The sequence below is a fragment of the Bradyrhizobium sp. BR 10261 genome, from assembly GCF_019455395.1.
In the GTDB taxonomy this organism is placed as follows: Bacteria; Pseudomonadota; Alphaproteobacteria; order Rhizobiales; family Xanthobacteraceae; genus Bradyrhizobium; species Bradyrhizobium manausense.
Genome location: NZ_JACOFQ010000010.1, coordinates 1 through 17,801 on the forward strand (window position 1 = coordinate 1; position 17,801 = coordinate 17,801).

Below are 17,801 nucleotides of genomic sequence, written 5' to 3' on the forward strand. Positions count from 1 at the left end.
GTACCACCGTTCCAGACCGGTCCCACGGTGTGGATCACGTGCGCGGCCTTGAGCCGATAGCCTTTGGTGATCTTCGCATCGCCCGTCTTGCAACCGTGGAGCATGCGGCATTCGGACACCAGCTCCGGGCCGGCCGCGCGATGAATCGCACCATCGACGCCGCCCCCACCAAGAAGAGACGAGTTGGCGGCGTTGACGATGGCGTCAACGCCGAGGGTCGTAATGTCGGCGACGATGATTTCGAGCTGGACGTCGCCGATCCGACGCGTCAGCACTGTCACGGATCAGGCCGCGACGACGACGCCCTTCTCGGAGAAGAGCTGCTGCAATTCGCCGGCCTGGAACATCTCACGCACGATATCGCAGCCGCCGATGAACTCGCCCTTCACATAGAGCTGCGGGATCGTCGGCCAGTTCGAATATTCCTTGATGCCGTTACGCAGCTCGGCGGATTCGAGCACGTTGAGGCCCTTATAACCGACGCCGATGTGGTCGAGGATCTGCACGACCTGGCCGGAGAAACCGCACTGCGGAAATTGCGGCGTCCCCTTCATGAACAGAACCACGTCGTTCGACTTCACCTCGTTGTCGATGAATTCCGCGATGCTCATATCCGTGTCCTTCTGGGGCAGAGCCCTCATTTATCAATCCGGGCCGGCTCAGCCGAGTTAACCCGATACCTGCCTATATATGTAGCCCAAACCGTTGTGCATCCAAAGTAAAATGGCAAAGAGCAGTCCCTGGACATCAGGCCAGGGCGGCCCCGGCGCCATTGCATGATGAAACGAATATCATCGCCGGGGAGGACTTTCATACCGTAACGGAGCCCCTATCTAGGACGAACCTTGGTTTTGGAACCTGGGTTCGCCAACAACGTTCTCTTGTCCTGTCTGGAGAAAAACGTGACGAAACAAGCCTCCGCTACGGCCGATCAGCCGCTTTCGTCACCCCCGGCCACCCCTGATGGCCTCGCGCAGGCGCTGGAGAGCGCGTTTCTGGCCGTTCGTGCCGAGACTGAGCGGCGCGCCGCGCCGCTCTCACCCGAGGACCAGCAGATCCAATCCATGCCGGACGCGAGCCCGGCGAAATGGCATCGGGCCCATACCACCTGGTTCTGGGAGCAGTTTCTGCTCGGCGAGCACGCGCCCGGGTACCGCCCCTTCCATCCCGACTTCGCCTTCCTGTTCAATTCCTATTACGTCAGCGCCGGCCCGCGCCACGCCCGCAATCATCGCGGCGACATCACGCGGCCCAGCGCCACCGAGGTCGGTGCCTATCGCAGCTATGTCGATGCCGCGATCGTCCAATTCTTCCGCAAGGCCGGCGAGGACAAGCTCCGCGAGATCGCGCCGCTGGTCGAAGTCGGGCTGAACCATGAGCAACAACATCAGGAGTTGATGTACACCGACATCCTGCACGCCTTCGCGCAGAACCCGGTCTATCCGGCTTACGACAAGGACTGGCGGTTTCCGGCGGCGACGCGCGCTGGCGAAGACTGGCTCGCGCTCACCGAAGGCATCCACACCGTCGGCCATGTCGACGACAGCTTTCATTTCGACAACGAGAAGCCGGCGCATCGCGCGCTGGTCGGCCCGGTCAAGATCGCGCGCAATCTCGTCACCAACCGCGAATGGCTCGCCTTCATGCGCGACGGCGGCTACCGGCGTGCGACGCTGTGGCTGATGGACGGCTTCGCCGCGGCGAGCAAGGAAGACTGGCAGGCTCCGGGCCATTGGCGCGAGGCCGATGGCGGATGGCAGGTGATGACGCTCGCCGGCCTCAAGCCGGTCGATCCCGATGCGCCGGTCTGCCACGTCAGTTATTACGAGGCCGATGCGTTTGCGCGCTGGGCCGGAAAGCATCTGCCGACCGAGATGGAATGGGAGGTCGCGGCGCGCGCGGGGCAGCTCAACGATGCCTTCGGCATCGTCTGGCAATGGACGCGGTCGTCGTATTCGCCCTATCCCGGCTACCGTGCCGTCGAAGGCGCGCTCGGCGAGTACAACGGTAAGTTCATGGTCAACCAGCTGGTGCTGCGCGGCTCCTCGCTGGCGACACCTGACGGTCACAGCCGCGTCACCTATCGCAACTTCTTCTATCCGCACCACCGCTGGCAGTTCACGGGGTTGCGGCTCGCCGACTACGACTAGTTCTCATCCGACGACGAATACGCGCCGGACAGCGCGTTCAGGAGAGTATCATGAATGTGCACGCCAGCGCTTTGGCCGAAGCCCATCTCCCCGACGAGCAGACGACCGCATTCGCCCGCGAGGCGATCGAAGACCTCTCGCAGCAGCCGAAAAAACTGTCGCCGAAATATTTCTACGACGCGACCGGATCGGAGCTGTTCGAGGCGATCACGCGGCTGCCGGAATATTATCCGACGCGCACCGAGCTATCGATCCTGAAGGAGCGCGGCAGCGAGATCGCAAAGATCATCCCCGAGAATGCCGCCCTGGTCGAGTTCGGCGCAGGCTCCACCACAAAAGTCCGCCTGCTGCTGAACCAGGCCAAATTCGCCGCCTATGTTCCGGTCGACATCTCCGGCGATTTCCTGCAAGCGCAGGCCAATGGCCTGAAGCGCGACTTTCCCTCGCTCGGCATCTATCCGGTGGCCGCCGACTTCACCACGCCGTTCGGCCTGCCGAAGGCGGTCGCATCAATGCCGAAGGTCGGCTTCTTCCCGGGCTCGACCATCGGCAATTTCGAGCCGCATGAAGCCCAGGCGTTCCTGAGGAGCGCCCGCCAGATTCTTGGCCATGGCGCGCAGATGATCATCGGCGCCGACCTGGAGAAAGAGGAGCGCCTGCTTCATGCCGCCTATAACGATGCGGCCGGCATCACCGCGCGATTCAATCTCAATGTGCTGGTGCGGATCAATCGCGAGCTCGGCGGCAATTTCGACCTCTCGGCGTTCACCCATGGTGCGATCTACAATCACGACCGGCACCGCATCGAGATGCATCTGATCAGCAAGAAGAGCCAGACCGTGCGCCTGCTCGGCACCAGCTTCTCGTTCCGGGCCGGCGAGAGCATTCACACCGAGAACAGCTACAAATACAGCCTGGAGCGCTTCGCCGCGCTGGCGCAAGCCGCCGGCTGGCGCGTGCGCGAGAGCTGGACGGATGCGGCGAAAATGTTCTCGGTGCACGCGCTGGAGGTGGCGGAGTAGGAGCTCCGGCGCGAGCAATCCTGCGGCACATTCTTCGAGACGCCCGCCTGAGGCGGGCTCCTCAGGATGAGGACGGAGTATGCGGCACCAGTTTCAGCGGCACCGACGCCGGTTAGCCTCATCTTGAGGAGACCGCGCAAGCGGTCGTCTCGAAGAACGAGGAGCTTGTTCAGGTGGCCCCCGAGTCCTCAACCTCCTCCACCTTCGATCCCAGCGACACCGATTCCCACACCGCGACCACGATCATGATCACGCTGGTCGCGACCGAGAGCCAGAGCGGCGACAGGTCGGCGGCGAACCACCACAGCGCCAACAGCAGGATGATGCCGATGCCGTGGGAGAGCTGGAGGAAGCCGCGAATCGAGTGCTTGAACAGAATGGTGCCGACCAGAAACACCAGGGGACCGCCGATCGTGCTGACGATGGTGCGGACATCGGGATGCCCGGTGGGGTGCTTCAGCACCAGCTCGTCCGAGACGGCCGTGAGGATGATGCCGGCGACGATCGGCATGTGCAGATAGGTGTAGGCCAGCCGCGCCACCCGGCCGGATTCGGCCGCTTTCGAGATCACCTCGGAGCCGGCTTCGGCGCCCTTGTGGAAATAGATCCACCACATCGCGATGCTCCCGACCAGGCACGTGACGAAAGCCAGAATGTTGTCCGCGCTCCAAGTCAGCTCGGCGAAGGTCGCGCCATTGACGACCACGGCCTCGCCGAGTGCGATGATGATGAAGCCGGCGCAGCGCTCGGCCATGTGGCCGCCCTCGACGGCCCAGGCCTCGACCGACGAGAAGCCGAGCTTGGGAACCCAGAAGCGGACCGCGGGCGAGACGTATTCGATTCCGAGCGCCACGATCCAGAACCACAGCCTCTCCTCGCCATGGGCAAGACCGCCCAGGATCCAGAACACCGCAGAGCCGCAGAGCCAGACCAGAATGCGGATCGCATTGTGCCGCACGGCGGTGCGATGGGGAGGAGTCGCGAACAGCCAGAACGCGGTCCGTCCAACCTGCATGGCAGCATAGGCGATGGCAAACCACAGGCCACGGCCATCGAAGGCGGTCGGGATCGTGGTCGACAGCACGAGGCCGCCCAGCATCATCAGGAAGATCAGGATGCGGACCGGCGTGAGGTCGGGGTTGAGCCAGTTGGTGACCCAGGCCGTGTAGACCCACACCCACCACACCGCCAGGAATAGCAGGGTGACCTCGACCGCGCCGAGCGGCGTGAAGTGGTTCAGCAGCGTGTGCGAAACCTGCGTGACGGCGAAGACGAAAACGAGGTCGAAGAACAGCTCGGCATTGGTGACGCGGCTCGGCTGGTTCGGCACGATGACGCGAAACATCGCGCCGCGCGGATTGTCCGCAGCCATCAGCATCCCCGTCGCGCGATCAGGTCAGGTGCAGTCTATTCAAGCACTGGGTACGCCGGTTTGCAGCGCCAGCGCATGCAGCACGCCGCCCATCTGTCCCTGCAGGGACCGGTAGACGATCTGGTGCTGCTGGACGCGGGACTTGCCGCGGAAGGATTCCGAGATCACGGTCGCGGCATAGTGGTCGCCATCACCGGCGAGGTCACGGATGGTCACCTCGGCATCGGGGATCGCTGCCTTGATCATCGCCTCGATATCGTGGGCGTCCATGGGCATTCGGGTCTTGCTCCTTATGTCGGCTTACAGCGTGACGGCTTGCAGCCTTGGCGTCGAATCATTTGCCGGGGTCCGGATCCGTAAAGCCGAACTTGCCGGCAGGACCAAACTTAGCGTGAACGGCCTTCTACGTCACGCTTTCAGGCACTATATCCCTGATCCCATCAGGATAAAGGCACGACAAAGTGCCGCGCGCGGCAGATTGATCGAAAAGGCGTGAAATCATGAAGCTTCCAGGCCCCGACCACCCCATCACCATCACCCAAAATCCCCGCCGCGTCCGCGTGACGGCGGGCGACATCGTGATCGCCGAGAGCACCAAGGCGCTGACGCTGAAGGAGGCCAGATATCCGGCAGTGCAATATCTGCCGCGCGAAGACGCCAACATGGCGCTGCTGGAGCGCTCCGAGCGCACCACCCACTGCCCTTACAAGGGTGATGCCAGCTATTACAGCATCAAGGCCGACGGCAAGACGCTCGACAATGCCATCTGGACCTACGAGACGCCCTTCCCCGCGATGGCGGAGATTACAGGCCATCTCGCTTTCTATCCGGACAAGGTGAAGATCGAGGAAGTGGGGTAGTTGCACACACAGGCATTTGCCTCATGCCCGGGCTTGTCCCGGGCATCCACGACTTTCTCACCCGCAGCAGCCAAGAACGTGGATGGCCGGGACGAGCCCGGCCATGACGACCGAGTGTGTGGAGGGAGCCCGGCTACGCCCTGAAGACCGTAAGCCCGAGTATCAGCAGCACCAGGAAGATCACGACGAAGACGTAGAACAGGAAGCGGGCGACGTCGGCGGAGGCGGCAGAGATGCCGGTAAAGCCGAGCACACCGGCTACGATCGAGATCAGCAGGAATATCAGGGCCCATTTCAGGATCGTCATCGCCAGCTCCGCAACATTGGGGACCGCAATCGGCGGCCGCTCACCGTTTCGGGAACGCTAACTGCGTTGCGCGGAACTGGTTCCTAAGGCACGATGGAAGAATGTCGCGGCGCAAACTGCGCTTGCTGAATCGGGGTCCCGGCGCTAGGTCCGGCCGGGACGGAAACGCGACTGGGGCGGCCATGATGACGATGTCAACTTCTGCGACGATGGGCGCGGAGACGTATGCCGAGCCGAAGGCCAGGACGCGGAATTTATCGCTCGATCGGGCCCGCACCTTTCTGACGCTGGTGGTGCTGCTGCACCATGCCGTTATCCCCTACACCTATTTCGGTCATACCGACCCGAAGTTCTTCTTCGGCTTCGACATGATCGTGCTGGCGACCGACAGCTTCTTCATGGCGATGTTCTTCTTCCTGTCGGGCCTGTTCGCCTGGTCGGGAATCGCTCGCAAGGGGCCGGCAAGTTATCTGGCCGACCGTATTCGCCGGCTCGGCATCCCGTTCGTGATCTGCGCGTTCACGGTCATTCCGATCGCCTACTACGCCATCTCTCTGCGGAATGATCCCGAGATCGGCTTTTCACAGTTCTGGTGGACGACGATCACGAAGGGCCCGTGGCCATCAGGGCCGATCTGGTTTCTCTGGGTCTTGTTCGCCTTCGACCTGATCGCATGCCTGCTTTACAGTCTGCGGCCCAACCTGCTCGACCCGATCAACCGCCTGTCGGTGCGCGGACGGCGGCGCCCCGCGGAATTCTTCGCGGTCATGCTGGCCGTGAGCGCCGCGTTCTACGTCCCCGGGCTGATGTATTTCGGACCCAGCAACTGGTTCGAGTTCGGGCCGTTTTCGGTCCAGCACGGGCGCGTGATGCTCTATGCAACCTACTTCTTTTTCGGCGCCGGCATCGGCCTTGCCAATATGGATCGCGGACTGCTCTCGGCTGAGGGCCGGATGGCGAAAGTGAGCTGGGAGTGGCTGGTCCTCGCCATCGTTCCGTATTGCCTGCTCTGGACGCTGATCTTCATCAAGCGAGAGATCCTCGGCAATCCGTCACCGCTGCCGAACTGGTATGAAGGACTTTACGCGGCCAACGTCACCGTCTTCAGCGTGGCCATCATGTTTCTGATCCTGGCCTTCTTCCAGCGGTTCAAACAATCGGGTTCGGCCAGACTGCTCGATCCGATGCAGCGGGACGCCTTTGGCATGTTTTTGGTGCACTACCCGATCGCGCTTTGGCTGCAATACTGGCTGTTCGACTATGACCTGCCAGCGATCGTCAAGGCGATGGTGGGATTCGTGCTGACGGTCGCGCTCAGTTGGGCGCTGACGCGCGCCTTGCGCCAAATCCCGGGAGCATCGAAGGTGCTGTAAGGCCAGGCCTCTCCACTCGTCATTGCGAGCCAACGGGGCCGCGCTTCGCGCGGACCCGTTGGCTCGCAATGACGGAGTGAGTGGCGGTCTCAGGCCGCCTTCCCGCCCATATACTCCGGCAGCCAGCGCTCGAACGAGGCGCGTAGCGCATCGATCGTGACAGGCGTCTCTCCCGAGATCGCGATCGCATCGCCGCCGGTGGTGCCGATACGCACGCAAGGCACCTCGCAGCCGCGCATCTTGGCGAGCACGCGGCCGGCTTCGGTTTCCGGCACGGTGACGAGATAGCGCGCCTGGTCCTCGCCGAACCAATAGGCCTGCGAGACCAGCGAGGTCGGCGCTGCCAGCAGCTTTGCGCCGATGCCGCCCGCCATCGCCATTTCGGCCAGCGCAATTAGGAGCCCACCGTCGGAGAGGTCGTGCACCGCAGTCGCGGTGCCCGCATGGATCATGCCGCGCACGCAGTCGCCGTTGCGCTTCTCGGCAGCAAGGTCGACCGGCGGCGGTGCGCCCTCCTCGCGACCGCAGATGTCGCGCAAATAAACGGATTGGCCGAGCCAACCATGGGTTTCGCCAACCAGCAGGATCGCCTCGCCCTCGGCCTTGAACGCCAGCGAAGCCGATTTGGTGAAGTCGTCGAGCAGGCCGACGCCGCCGATCGAGGGCGTCGGCAGGATCGCGCGGCCATTGGTCTCGTTGTAGAGCGAGACGTTGCCCGAGACGACCGGGAAGTCGAGCGTGCGGCAGGCTTCCGAGATGCCCTTCAGGCAGCCGACGAACTGCCCCATGATCTCGGGTCGCTCAGGATTGCCGAAGTTGAGATTGTCGGTGATCGCGAGCGGCTTGCCGCCGACCGCGGTGATGTTGCGCCAGGCTTCCGCCACCGCCTGCTTGCCGCCTTCGAACGGGTCGGCCTCGCAATAGCGCGGCGTGACGTCGACGGTCAGCGCCAGCCCCTTCGGCCCGTCCTGCACGCGCACGACGGCGGCATCGCCGCCGGGACGCTGCATGGTGTTGCCGAGAATGACGTGGTCGTACTGCTCCCAGACCCAGCGCTTGCTGCACATGTCCGGTGTGCCGATCAGCTTCTCCAGGGCGGCACCAAGCGCCATCGGCGCCGGCACCTCGCGCGCATGCACGACCGGCAGCGCCGCGGACGGCACATGCGGCCGGTCATAGACCGGCGCCTCGTCGCCGAGCTCCTTGATCGGCAGATCGGCCATGACGTCACCGCCATGCTTGACCACGAAGCGCTTGCTCGGCGTGGTGTAGCCGACCACCGCGAAGTCGAGGCCCCACTTTTTGAAGATCGCCTCGGCTTCCTTTTCCTTCTCGGGCTTGAGCACCATGAGCATGCGCTCCTGGCTCTCCGAAAGCATCATCTCGTAGGCGCTCATGCCGGTCTCGCGCGTCGGCACCGCGTCGAGATCGAGATCGACGCCGAGGTCGCCCTTGGCGCCCATCTCGACCGCCGAGCAGGTCAGGCCCGCCGCCCCCATGTCCTGGATCGCGATGACGCAGCCCTTCTCCATGATCTCGAGACAGGCTTCCAGCAGCAGCTTCTCGGCGAAGGGATCGCCGACCTGCACGGTCGGGCGCTTCTCCTCGGACTTGTCGTCGAATTCGGCCGAGGCCATCGAGGCGCCGTGGATGCCGTCGCGGCCGGTCTTGGAGCCGAGATAGACGATCGGCATGTTCACGCCGGAGGCCGCGGCATAGAAGATCTTGTCGGCGTCGGCGAGGCCCACGGCCATCGCATTGACGAGGATATTGCCGTCATAACGGGTGTGGAAGCGGACCTGACCGCCGACGGTCGGCACGCCGAAGGAATTGCCGTAGCCGCCGACACCGGCAACCACGCCGGAGACCAGATGCCGGGTCCTGGCGTGCTCGGGCGCACCGAAGCTCAGCGCATTGAGGCAGGCGATGGGGCGCGCGCCCATGGTGAAGACGTCGCGCAGGATGCCGCCGACGCCGGTGGTCGCGCCTTGATAGGGCTCGATATAGCTCGGGTGGTTGTGGCTCTCCATCTTGAAGACCACGGCCTGGCCGTCGCCGATGTCGATCACGCCGGCATTCTCGCCGGGGCCCTGGATCACCCACGGCGCCTTGGTCGGCAGGCCGCGCAGATGGATGCGCGAAGATTTGTACGAGCAGTGCTCGTTCCACATCGCCGAGAAGATGCCGAGCTCGGTGAAGGTCGGCTCCCGTCCGATCAGCTTCAGGATGCGCTCATACTCGTCGGGCTTGAGCCCGTGGGCGGCAACCAGTTCGGGGGTGATCTTGGGTTCGTTCTTCATGGCTTCAGGAGCTTTCGGCGGCGGTTTGGCCGTTCTTAGGAAGATCGGACGGCTTCGAAAAGCCCTTTATGGCGCATTTTCCCGCTGTCCCACGTTTTGGAGGGCGGGCGGTCGCGGGAACAACAATTGCACGGCGTGGACAGATCGGATTTAAGGGCTGAAGACCCGCAATTGAAGGCCCATTTCCTTGCACGAATTGACCAAAACGCCCCCGCCCCACCGTCCCGACCTCCATGTCGCGACCGAGGGCGAATTCGCGGGCTGGCAGACCTGGATCCGCGACAGCTTTGAGAATCATATCGGCCCCTTCTGGCACCGCTTCGAGGCGGACGGCCGGGTCCGTTGCGCCTTCCGGGTCGAGAAAAAGCACCTCAACGGCTCCCAGAACGTCCATGGCGGCTGCTTCATGGCGTTCGCCGATTACTGCCTGTTCGCGATCGGCCGCCACGCCCTTCAAGGCAAGGGCGTGACCGTCAATTTCGCCTGCGAATTCCTCGATGCCGGCCGCGAGGGCGAGCTGATCGAGTGCACCGGCGAGGTCACCCGCGCCGGTGGCTCCCTGATCTTTCTGCGCGGCGAGATGATGTCCGGAGAACGCCGCCTGTTCACCTTCTCCGGCACGATCAAGCGGGTGAAGCGGAAGCCGGCAGCGCCGCGGTGACCGTGCCGGCGGCAACGGCAACTGCGCTCGCGCGGACTGCTATTGCTTGGCGTCGTCCGCCAGCATCTTGCGGTACTTCTCGACGTCGCGCGTCACGAGCTTCTGAAGTATCTCGGGGGCATGCTCGTCGGAGTCAGGTGCGACGGTCGAGAGATCGGCAAAGCGCTTCTTCACCGCCTCGGTTTCCACCGCGGTGCGCGCCGCCGCATTCAACTTGGCGATGATATCGGGCGGCGTGCCCTTGGGCGCGAACAGGCCGTTCCAGCCCTGCGCCTCGAATTCGGGCAGGCCCGCCTCAGTTGACGTCGGCAGATCGGGCAGCGTGGCAAGCCGCACCGTCGAGCCGACCACGAGCCCCTTCACAAGCTTCTCGTTGATCGACTGCGAGACCGAGGCGGCCGCATCGCAGACGCCGTCGATCTGGCTGCCGATCGCATCCGTCAGCGCAGGCGAAGCGCCGCGATAGCCGACCAGCGTCGCGTCGATCCGCGCCGCCGTGACAAAACTCTTGCAGATAAGGTAGTTCGACGAACCGACCCCGGCATGGCCGAGATTGATCTTGCCCGGATTGGCCTTGGCGTAGGCGATGAACTCCTTCAAATCCTTCGCCGGGAAATCCTTGCGCAGTGCGATGATGCCGAAGGTCTTGGCCACCATCGCGATCGGCGCGAACGACTCGGGCGTGAACGGCAGCTTGGGATAGATCGTGTAGGTCGCGGCATTCGTGCCGGCATTGCCGATGGCAATGGTGTAGCCGTCGGACTCGGCGCGGGAGGCGCGCGCCAGCGCGGTCGAGCCACCGGCGCCCGCGACGTTCTCGATCACGATGGACTGGCCGAGCGCCACGCTCATCTGCTCGGCGACGGTGCGCGCGATCACGTCCGACGTGCCGCCGGCCGCGAACGGCACGATCATGGTGATCGGACGCTTTGGAAAATCCTGCGCGAATGCCGCAGGCGTGAGCGCGAGCGCCGCGATCGCGGCGAGCGCACGCTTCACAATCACAGCAATCACGCGGCCTTTTCCAGATGCGCCGCGAGGCCTGCAAACAGCCCGCGGCCGTCGGTGCAGCCCATGATGTCTTCGACGTGGTTTTCGGGATGCGGCATCATGCCGAGCACGTTGCCCTTGTCGTTGAGAAGGCCGGCAATGGAATGCGCCGCACCGTTGATGTTGTTGGCCTCGTCGACCACGCCATCAGCCGAGCAGTAACGATAAAGCACCCGCCCCTCGCCCTCGATGCGCCTGATGGTCTCTTCATCCGCCTCGTAATTGCCCTCGCCATGGGCGACCGGCACGCGGATGACCTGGCCGGCATTGTAGCCGCGGGTAAACGGCGTGTCGGAACGCTCGACGCGCAGATGCACGTCCTTGCAGATGAATTTCAGCCGCGCATTGCGCATCAGCACGCCCGGCAGCAGCCCGGACTCGCAGAGGATCTGGAAGCCGTTGCAGACGCCGAGCACGAGGCCGCCCTTGGCCGCATAGTCGCGCACCGCATCCATGACAGGCGCCCGCGCCGCGATCGCGCCACAGCGCAAGTAATCGCCGTAGGAGAAGCCGCCCGGCACGACGACGAGGTCGGTGCCCGCAGGCAGCGAGGTCTCGGCATGCCACACCATCGCCGGCTCATGGCCCGAGATCAGCCTCAACGCCCGCGCCATGTCGCGCTCGCGGTTGATGCCGGGGAAGACGAGGATGGCGGCTTTCATGCTTGGGGTTCCGACGATGGCTGGAATCGGTGGCCTGGCGGCCAATTCGTCAGGAGACATAGCCATTTGACGGGAATTTTACCAGTGCTAGCCTTGCGCAATGGCCTTGTACACAGGCCATAGCCAGGGCGGGTGAGCCCAACGATTTTACCCGGGATTGATGCCATGAATGTCCCGTCACGGCCCACCTCTCCCGCCGAACCAGTGCCCACCGAGGGCGTCGTCGCTGCCGGCGCCTATGTCGACGGCCGACGCGTCGCCAATATCGCCATCAGCGAGGCCTCGAGCTGGCGGGCCAAGCCCGGCCACGTGGTCTGGATCGGATTGCACGAGCCCGACATGGCGCTGCTTGCCGCCGTGCAGAAGCAGTTCGACCTGCATGAGCTCGCCATTGAAGACGCCAACCACGCCCATCAGCGGCCGAAGATCGAGCAATATGGCGAGGCCCTGTTCATCGTCGCGCGCACAGCGCAACTGATCGAGGGCCGGATCGCCTTCGGCGAGACCCACATCTTCGTCGGCGAAGGCTATCTGGTCTCGGTGCGTCATGGCCCTTCGACGTCATACACACCGGTGCGCGAGCGTTGCGAAAGCTGTCCGCGAGCGCTCGCCCGCGGCGAGGACTACATCCTCTATGCGATCCTCGATTTCATCGTCGACAATTACTCGCCCGTGCTCGAGAGCATTCACGACGAGGTCGAGGGCATCGAGGACGACGTGCTCTCCAAGCCGATCACCAAGGCGCAGATCGAGCGCCTGTACATGCTCCGCCGCGACCTCTTGCGGCTGCGCAACGCGATCGGGCCTTTGGTCGAAGTCTGCCGCCGGCTGGAGCATGACGAGCTGTCGATGGTGCGGCAGGCCATGCAGCCGCTGTTCCGCGACGTCACCGACCACGTCCGTAATATCCAGGAGCGCATCGATTCCATGCGCGAGGTGCTGGCCTTCGCGTTCGAGGCGAGCCTTCTGGTCGGCCAGGCGCAGGAGACGGCGGTGTCGAAGAAGCTCGCCTCATGGCTTGCGATCCTCGCCGTCCCCACCGCCGTCGCCGGCATCTACGGGATGAACTTCAAATACATCCCCGAGCTGCAATGGGAGTACAGCTACTTCGTCGTCATGGGTTTGATGGCGCTCGCCTGCGCCGGCCTGTACTGGCGCTTCCGCCGCGTCGGCTGGCTGTGAGAGGCAAGAGAGCCTGGCCGCGACCAGGCTCCTCGGCTTACACGATCTCGACCCGATAGTTCTCGATCACGGTATTGGCCAGCAGCTTGTCGGCGGCGTCCTTCAGCGCTGCTTGCGCCTTTGCCTTGTCGGCGCCGGCGAGCTCGATGTCGAACACCTTGCCCTGGCGGACGCTGGCGACGCCGTCGATGCCGAGCGACTTCAGCGCACCTTCGATGGCTTTGCCCTGCGGATCGAGGATGCCCGTCTTCAGGGTAACGGTAACACGTGCCTTCACGTCGATATTCCTCTTAGCTCTTCACCAGGACGGGACCCGTGCCCTGCGGACGCTCGTTCTCCATGAGAATGCCGAGGCGCTTTGCCACTTCCGTGTAAGCCTCGAGCAGGCCGCCGAGATCCCTGCGGAACCGGTCCTTGTCGAGCTTCTCGTTCGACTTGATGTCCCAGAGGCGGCAGCTGTCCGGCGAGATCTCGTCGGCGACGATGATCCGCATCATCTCGTTCTCGAACAGGCGCCCGCACTCCATCTTGAAGTCGACGAGGCGGATGCCGATGCCGAGGAAAAGGCCGGTGAGGAAATCGTTGACGCGAATGGCGAGCGCCATGATGTCGTCGATCTCCTGGGGCGTGGCCCAGCCGAACGCGGTGATGTGCTCTTCCGACACCATGGGGTCGTTGAGCTGGTCGTTCTTGTAGTAGAACTCGATGATCGAACGGGGCAGCTGGGTGCCCTCCTCGATGCCGAGGCGCTGCGACAGCGAGCCGGCGGCAACGTTCCGCACCACCACTTCCAGCGGCACGATCTCGACCTCGCGAATCAACTGCTCACGCATGTTGAGGCGGCGAATGAAGTGGGTCGGCACCCCGATGTCGTTGAGGTGCTGAAACAGGTACTCCGAGATCCGGTTGTTGAGGACACCCTTGCCCTCGATCACCTGATGCTTTTTCGCGTTGAACGCGGTGGCGTCGTCCTTGAAGTGCTGGATCAGGGTACCGGGCTCGGGACCTTCGTAAAGAACCTTTGCCTTGCCTTCATAAATGCGACGCCGACGGCTCATTGGGATGTACCGTGTTTTGTTGAAATCCATGTATTTGGTGTGCTCCGGTTACCAGGTTACAACCCACAGCGGAGCTGCCGTGAACGGCCGGGAACCCATCTATAACCCAAGGAAAACCTGAGGAAACAGAACGGGAACCAAGCCTTCAGGCAACCTATCCGATTGGCTGTCTCAGCACAATCGATCCGGCCCATCCGACGCTGACTTATACCGCCTTGCCTGCGGCTTTACGGCTCGTTGTTTCGCCGATCCTGCCCTTTATCTAGGCATGCGCAGGGCCCCTCGCAACGAGGGCTCCCGCGTCCACTAGCCCGTTCAGGAATTGGAAGACGTATGAGCGAATTCAACAAGCGCGAAGAAGGCTTTGAGAAGAAGTTTGCCCTCGACGAGGAGCAGAAGTTCAGGGCGGAGGCCCGCCGCAACCGGCTGCTGGGGCTGTGGGCGGCCGAAAAGCTCGGAATCACGGGCGAAGACGCTGCCGCCTATGCCCGGGAGGTGGTCGCTGCCGATTTCGAGGAGGCCGGCGATGGCGACGTGCTGCGCAAGGTCATGGCCGATTTCGCCGCCGGGAACGTGGCCCTCACCGAACAGGCGATTCGGGCCAAGATGAGCGAGTTGATCGCGGTCGCGGCGGCCGAAGTGAAGGCCGGCAGGTAAGCTTAACAGCGAGCGGCGGGCTGCTCGTCCTGCCGGGCTTGCAGCCGGCCCCCGGCGGTGCCAAATGGGCGGCATGTCTCAGGATCACATCTCCAACGTCCTCGCCCAACGCTATGCCTCGCCCGCCATGCGCGCCATCTGGAGCGGCGAAGGCAAGGTCCGCCTTGAACGCGACTACTGGATCGCCGTGCTGAAAGGCCAGCGCGACCTCGGTATCCCGGTGCCAGATGGCGTGATCGAGGCTTATGAGCGCGTCAAGGACCAGGTCGACCTCGACTCCATCATGCGGCGCGAGCGCGTCACCCGCCACGACGTCAAGGCCCGGATCGAGGAGTTCTGCGATCTCGCCGGTCACGAGCACCTGCACAAGGGCATGACCAGCCGCGACCTCACCGAGAATGTCGAGCAGCTCCAGGTCTATCGCGGGCTCCAGCTGATCGAGACCAAGAGCATCGCCGCCCTCATTCGCTTTGCCAAGCACGCCAAGCAATTCCGCGACATGCCGTTCACGGCGCGCACGCACAACGTCGCCGCGCAGGTCACCACGCTCGGCAAGCGCATCGCCATGTTCGGCGAGGAGATGCTGGTGGCGCATCAGAGCCTCGTCAGCGTGCTCGAGAGCTATCCCGCGCGCGGCCTGAAGGGCGCCGTCGGCACCAGGCTCGACCAGATCACTTTGTTCAACGGCGATGCCGGCAAGGCGCGCGCTCTCGAGAAGCAAATTCTCAAGCATCTCGGGCTGCCCAGGAGTTTTGACGCAGTCGGCCAGGTCTATCCGCGCAGCCTCGACTTCCGCGCCGTCAGCGTGCTGACCGAGCTTGCCAGCGGTCCCGGCAATTTCGCCAAGACGCTGCGCCTGATGGCGGGCCATGAGCTCGCCAGCGAAGGCTTTGCCAAGGGCCAGGTCGGCTCCTCCGCGATGCCGCACAAGATGAACAGCCGCTCCTGCGAGCGCATCAACGGCCTGCATGTGGTGCTGAAGGGCTATCTCGCGATGGCCGCAGGCCTTGCCGGCGACCAGTGGAACGAGGGCGACGTCTCCTGCTCCGTGGTCCGCCGCGTCATGCTGCCGGATGCCTTCCTCGCCATGGACGGCCTGCTCGAGACCCTGCTCTCGGTGCTCGACCAGATGGAAATTTTCGACGCCGTCGTCGCCACCGAGCTCAACCGCTATCTGCCCTTCCTGCTCACCACCACGGTGATGATGGAAGCGGTGAAGAAGGGCGCGGGCCGCGAAGGCGCCCATGAAGCGATCAAGGAGCACGCGGTCGCGGCCATCCGCGACCTGCGCACCGGCAAGATCGTGCAGAACGATCTGCTCAAGCGTCTCGCCGCCGACCAGCGCCTCGGTCTCAGCGAAGCCGAGCTCGCCCGCGTGCTCGAGCACGGCCGCGCCAATTCCGGCGACGCCGGCGCCCAGGTCGACTATTTCGCCGAGCAGGTCGACGCGCTGGCAAAGGCGAAGCCCGCGGCGGCGAAATACACGCCGGGCGCGATTCTGTAGCCGATAGCGATGGTCTCTCCGTTCCCTCCCCCCTTGTGGGGGAGGGTCAGGGAGGGGGGTGCCACACGGGGACTCTATCCGTCGCGCACCCACACGACGGATCATCAACAACCGGCACCTTTTCCTGGGCTACCCCTCTCCCTAGCCCTCCCCCACAAGGGGGGAGGGAACGCACCTTTGTCTGGGCGCCAGGCGAGTGTCCATCGCCCCCTCAGCCCTCCTTGAACCCGTACTCCGGCACGTTGCCGCTGGCGCCGTAATATTTGTACGGCAGGAACTTGCCTGACATGGTGATCTTGACGCGGTCGCCCTTCGGGTTGGCGACACGCTCGATGGCCATGTCGAAATCGATCGCCGACATGATGCCGTCGCCGAACTCTTCCTCGATCAGCGCCTTCCAGGCCGGACCGTTCACCATCACCATCTCGTAGAAGCGGTAGATCAAGGGATCGGTCGGCGGCATCGGCGTGCCGGTGCCGCGCATCGGCACTTCGTTGAGCATCGCGGTCTCGGCCTTCGAGAGGCCGAACAGCTCGCCGGCATTCGCGGCCTGCGGTTTCGTCAATTTCATCTGGCCCATGATCGCGCCGACGATCAGCACCTCGGAATAACCGCCGATCTTTTCGCAGATGTGCTTCCAGCTCCAGCCCTTCTCGCGCTTGATGTCGAGCAGTTTTTCGGTGAGGTCTTCGCGTTTCATGTCGGTCTCCTTGTTAGGCGCTCAATCCGGGATTGCTCCCGGGTGTCCAGATTTGTCGTTGCTGCTCTTCACTGCCCGAGGCGATCGTCAGTCCGGGCTTGCCGATATGCACGGTCGGCACGTTGCGCGGATCGTGGTCCTGCATCTCGGCGACGAAGGTCTTGCTGCGCGTTACCAGGAAATCGATGATGTGGTTCCGCAGCGCATAGTAGAGCGGATGGCGGTGCAGGTCGGTGCGGGCGCGATCCCTTGGCAACGGGTTTTCGACGACCTCGGCCAGCACAGCGCCGGGGCCATTGGTCATCAGGAAAATCTTGTCGGCGAGATAGATCGCCTCGTCGACGTCGTGGGTGATCATGAATGCGGTCTGCCCGGTCTCCAGGCAAATCCGCCGCACCTCGTCCTGGAGCGTGCCGCGCGTCAGCGCATCGAGCGCCGAGAACGGCTCGTCCATCAGCATCATCTTCGGCGTGATCGACAGCGCCCGCGCGATGCCGACGCGCTGCTTCATGCCGCCGGAGAGTTCGGACGGTCGCTTGTGTTCCGAACCCGTCAGGCCGACGAGATCGATAAAGGTCTGGGCATGCGCCTTGACCTTGGCGCGGTCCCAGCTCCGCCATTTCGAGCTCACGGCATAGGCGACGTTGCCGAGCACGGTCCGCCACGGCAGCAGCGCGTGGCTCTGGAAGATCACGGCGCGGTCGAGGCTGGTGCCCGATATCGCCTGCCCATCGACGATGACGGCGCCTTCGCTCGGCGCATCGAGGCCGGCGAGGATGTTGAGCACCGTGGTCTTGCCGCAGCCGGAATGGCCGATCACGCAAGCGAACTCGCCGCGCGCCATCGACAGCCAGAGATTTTCGAAGATCGTCGTCGTGGCACCGCCCGAGCCTGGATAGCGCTTCGCGATGCCTTCGATGGAGATGAATTTGTCAGTCACGGC

20 protein-coding genes are annotated in these 17,801 nt (G+C 63.8%); 8 read left to right on the forward strand and 12 right to left on the reverse strand.

All coding sequences use genetic code 11. From position 1 onward, the window contains the following. Positions 1 to 281 (reverse strand): macro domain-containing protein (locus HYH07_RS13420; RefSeq protein WP_220002951.1); only part of this gene is annotated, 281 nt, incomplete at its 3' end. A gap of 3 nt (positions 282 to 284) precedes the next feature. Continuing rightward, positions 285 to 611: a Grx4 family monothiol glutaredoxin gene (gene grxD, locus HYH07_RS13425; protein WP_018647423.1), complete on the reverse strand. Its 327-nt coding sequence runs from the start codon at positions 609 to 611 to the stop codon at positions 285 to 287. 240 nt (positions 612 to 851) lie between these two features. On the opposite strand from grxD, the gene egtB reads away from it, so the two are divergent. Together egtB and egtD are read left to right on the forward strand one after the other, a co-directional pair. Continuing rightward, entirely contained in the window at positions 852 to 2,150 is a 1,299-nt protein-coding gene (gene egtB / locus HYH07_RS13430) for an ergothioneine biosynthesis protein EgtB (protein ID WP_220003127.1), read from the forward strand. Between the two features lie 50 nt (positions 2,151 to 2,200). After that, positions 2,201 to 3,172 carry an L-histidine N(alpha)-methyltransferase gene (egtD, locus tag HYH07_RS13435; protein WP_220002952.1) on the forward strand — a complete coding sequence of 324 codons (972 nt, stop codon included), beginning with the start codon at positions 2,201 to 2,203 and terminating at the stop codon, positions 3,170 to 3,172. 169 nt (positions 3,173 to 3,341) lie between these two features. On the opposite strand, the gene HYH07_RS13440 is transcribed toward egtD, so the two are convergent. Together HYH07_RS13440 and HYH07_RS13445 are read right to left on the reverse strand one after the other, a co-directional pair. Next, positions 3,342 to 4,544 carry a low temperature requirement protein A gene (locus HYH07_RS13440; protein WP_220002953.1) on the reverse strand — a complete coding sequence of 401 codons (1,203 nt, stop codon included), beginning with the start codon at positions 4,542 to 4,544 and terminating at the stop codon, positions 3,342 to 3,344. Between the two features lie 39 nt (positions 4,545 to 4,583). Then, positions 4,584 to 4,820: a BolA/IbaG family iron-sulfur metabolism protein gene (locus HYH07_RS13445; RefSeq protein ID WP_057747323.1), complete on the reverse strand. Its 237-nt coding sequence runs from the start codon at positions 4,818 to 4,820 to the stop codon at positions 4,584 to 4,586. Positions 4,821 to 5,044: 224 nt separating this feature from the next. On the opposite strand from HYH07_RS13445, the gene HYH07_RS13450 reads away from it, so the two are divergent. Next, entirely contained in the window at positions 5,045 to 5,404 is a 360-nt protein-coding gene (locus HYH07_RS13450; RefSeq protein WP_057747324.1) for a DUF427 domain-containing protein, read from the forward strand. Positions 5,405 to 5,537: 133 nt separating this feature from the next. Here HYH07_RS13450 and HYH07_RS13455 read toward each other — a convergent pair whose 3' ends face one another. After that, positions 5,538 to 5,711, reverse strand: a complete 174-nt coding sequence (locus HYH07_RS13455) for a DUF1328 domain-containing protein (protein ID WP_220002954.1) — start codon at positions 5,709 to 5,711, stop codon at positions 5,538 to 5,540. 182 nt (positions 5,712 to 5,893) lie between these two features. Here HYH07_RS13455 and HYH07_RS13460 point away from each other — a divergent pair, with 182 nt between their 5' ends. Continuing rightward, positions 5,894 to 7,084: an acyltransferase gene (locus HYH07_RS13460; protein ID WP_220003128.1), complete on the forward strand. Its 1,191-nt coding sequence runs from the start codon at positions 5,894 to 5,896 to the stop codon at positions 7,082 to 7,084. Between the two features lie 89 nt (positions 7,085 to 7,173). Here HYH07_RS13460 and purL read toward each other — a convergent pair whose 3' ends face one another. Then, on the reverse strand, positions 7,174 to 9,384 hold the full coding sequence (gene purL / locus HYH07_RS13465) for a phosphoribosylformylglycinamidine synthase subunit PurL (protein WP_220002955.1): 2,211 nt from the start codon (positions 9,382 to 9,384) through the stop codon (positions 7,174 to 7,176). A 187-nt stretch (positions 9,385 to 9,571) separates the two neighbouring features. Here purL and HYH07_RS13470 point away from each other — a divergent pair, with 187 nt between their 5' ends. Then, positions 9,572 to 10,045 carry a PaaI family thioesterase gene (locus HYH07_RS13470; protein WP_220002956.1) on the forward strand — a complete coding sequence of 158 codons (474 nt, stop codon included), beginning with the start codon at positions 9,572 to 9,574 and terminating at the stop codon, positions 10,043 to 10,045. Between the two features lie 39 nt (positions 10,046 to 10,084). Here the strand turns inward: HYH07_RS13470 and HYH07_RS13475 are convergent, their stop codons facing one another. Together HYH07_RS13475 and purQ are read right to left on the reverse strand one after the other, a co-directional pair. Next, positions 10,085 to 11,059, reverse strand: coding sequence for a tripartite tricarboxylate transporter substrate binding protein BugD (locus HYH07_RS13475; protein WP_220002957.1), 975 nt, complete (start codon positions 11,057 to 11,059; stop codon positions 10,085 to 10,087). Beyond that, a complete protein-coding gene (gene purQ, locus HYH07_RS13480; protein WP_220002958.1) occupies positions 11,056 to 11,757 on the reverse strand; it encodes a phosphoribosylformylglycinamidine synthase subunit PurQ in 702 nt (233 codons plus the stop codon). The genes HYH07_RS13475 and purQ overlap by 4 nt, the downstream gene beginning before the upstream one ends. Positions 11,758 to 11,922: 165 nt before the next feature. Here purQ and HYH07_RS13485 point away from each other — a divergent pair, with 165 nt between their 5' ends. Then, positions 11,923 to 12,939: a magnesium and cobalt transport protein CorA gene (locus HYH07_RS13485; protein WP_220002959.1), complete on the forward strand. Its 1,017-nt coding sequence runs from the start codon at positions 11,923 to 11,925 to the stop codon at positions 12,937 to 12,939. A 37-nt stretch (positions 12,940 to 12,976) separates the two neighbouring features. On the opposite strand, the gene purS is transcribed toward HYH07_RS13485, so the two are convergent. After that, entirely contained in the window at positions 12,977 to 13,216 is a 240-nt protein-coding gene (gene purS / locus HYH07_RS13490; RefSeq protein WP_057747331.1) for a phosphoribosylformylglycinamidine synthase subunit PurS, read from the reverse strand. A gap of 13 nt (positions 13,217 to 13,229) precedes the next feature. Next, positions 13,230 to 13,997 carry a phosphoribosylaminoimidazolesuccinocarboxamide synthase gene (gene purC, locus HYH07_RS13495; protein ID WP_172782948.1) on the reverse strand — a complete coding sequence of 256 codons (768 nt, stop codon included), beginning with the start codon at positions 13,995 to 13,997 and terminating at the stop codon, positions 13,230 to 13,232. A gap of 333 nt (positions 13,998 to 14,330) precedes the next feature. On the opposite strand from purC, the gene HYH07_RS13500 reads away from it, so the two are divergent. Continuing rightward, positions 14,331 to 14,654 (forward strand): DUF1476 domain-containing protein, encoded by a 324-nt coding sequence (locus tag HYH07_RS13500; RefSeq protein WP_220002960.1) that lies wholly within the window; start codon positions 14,331 to 14,333, stop codon positions 14,652 to 14,654. Positions 14,655 to 14,727: 73 nt separating this feature from the next. Then, positions 14,728 to 16,158, forward strand: coding sequence for an adenylosuccinate lyase (gene purB / locus HYH07_RS13505; protein ID WP_220003129.1), 1,431 nt, complete (start codon positions 14,728 to 14,730; stop codon positions 16,156 to 16,158). A 211-nt stretch (positions 16,159 to 16,369) separates the two neighbouring features. Here the strand turns inward: purB and cynS are convergent, their stop codons facing one another. After that, positions 16,370 to 16,858, reverse strand: a complete 489-nt coding sequence (cynS, locus tag HYH07_RS13510; RefSeq protein WP_183240316.1) for a cyanase — start codon at positions 16,856 to 16,858, stop codon at positions 16,370 to 16,372. A gap of 13 nt (positions 16,859 to 16,871) precedes the next feature. Beyond that, on the reverse strand, positions 16,872 to 17,798 hold the full coding sequence (locus HYH07_RS13515) for an ABC transporter ATP-binding protein (RefSeq protein ID WP_220002961.1): 927 nt from the start codon (positions 17,796 to 17,798) through the stop codon (positions 16,872 to 16,874). Positions 17,799 to 17,801 lie beyond the last annotated feature (3 nt).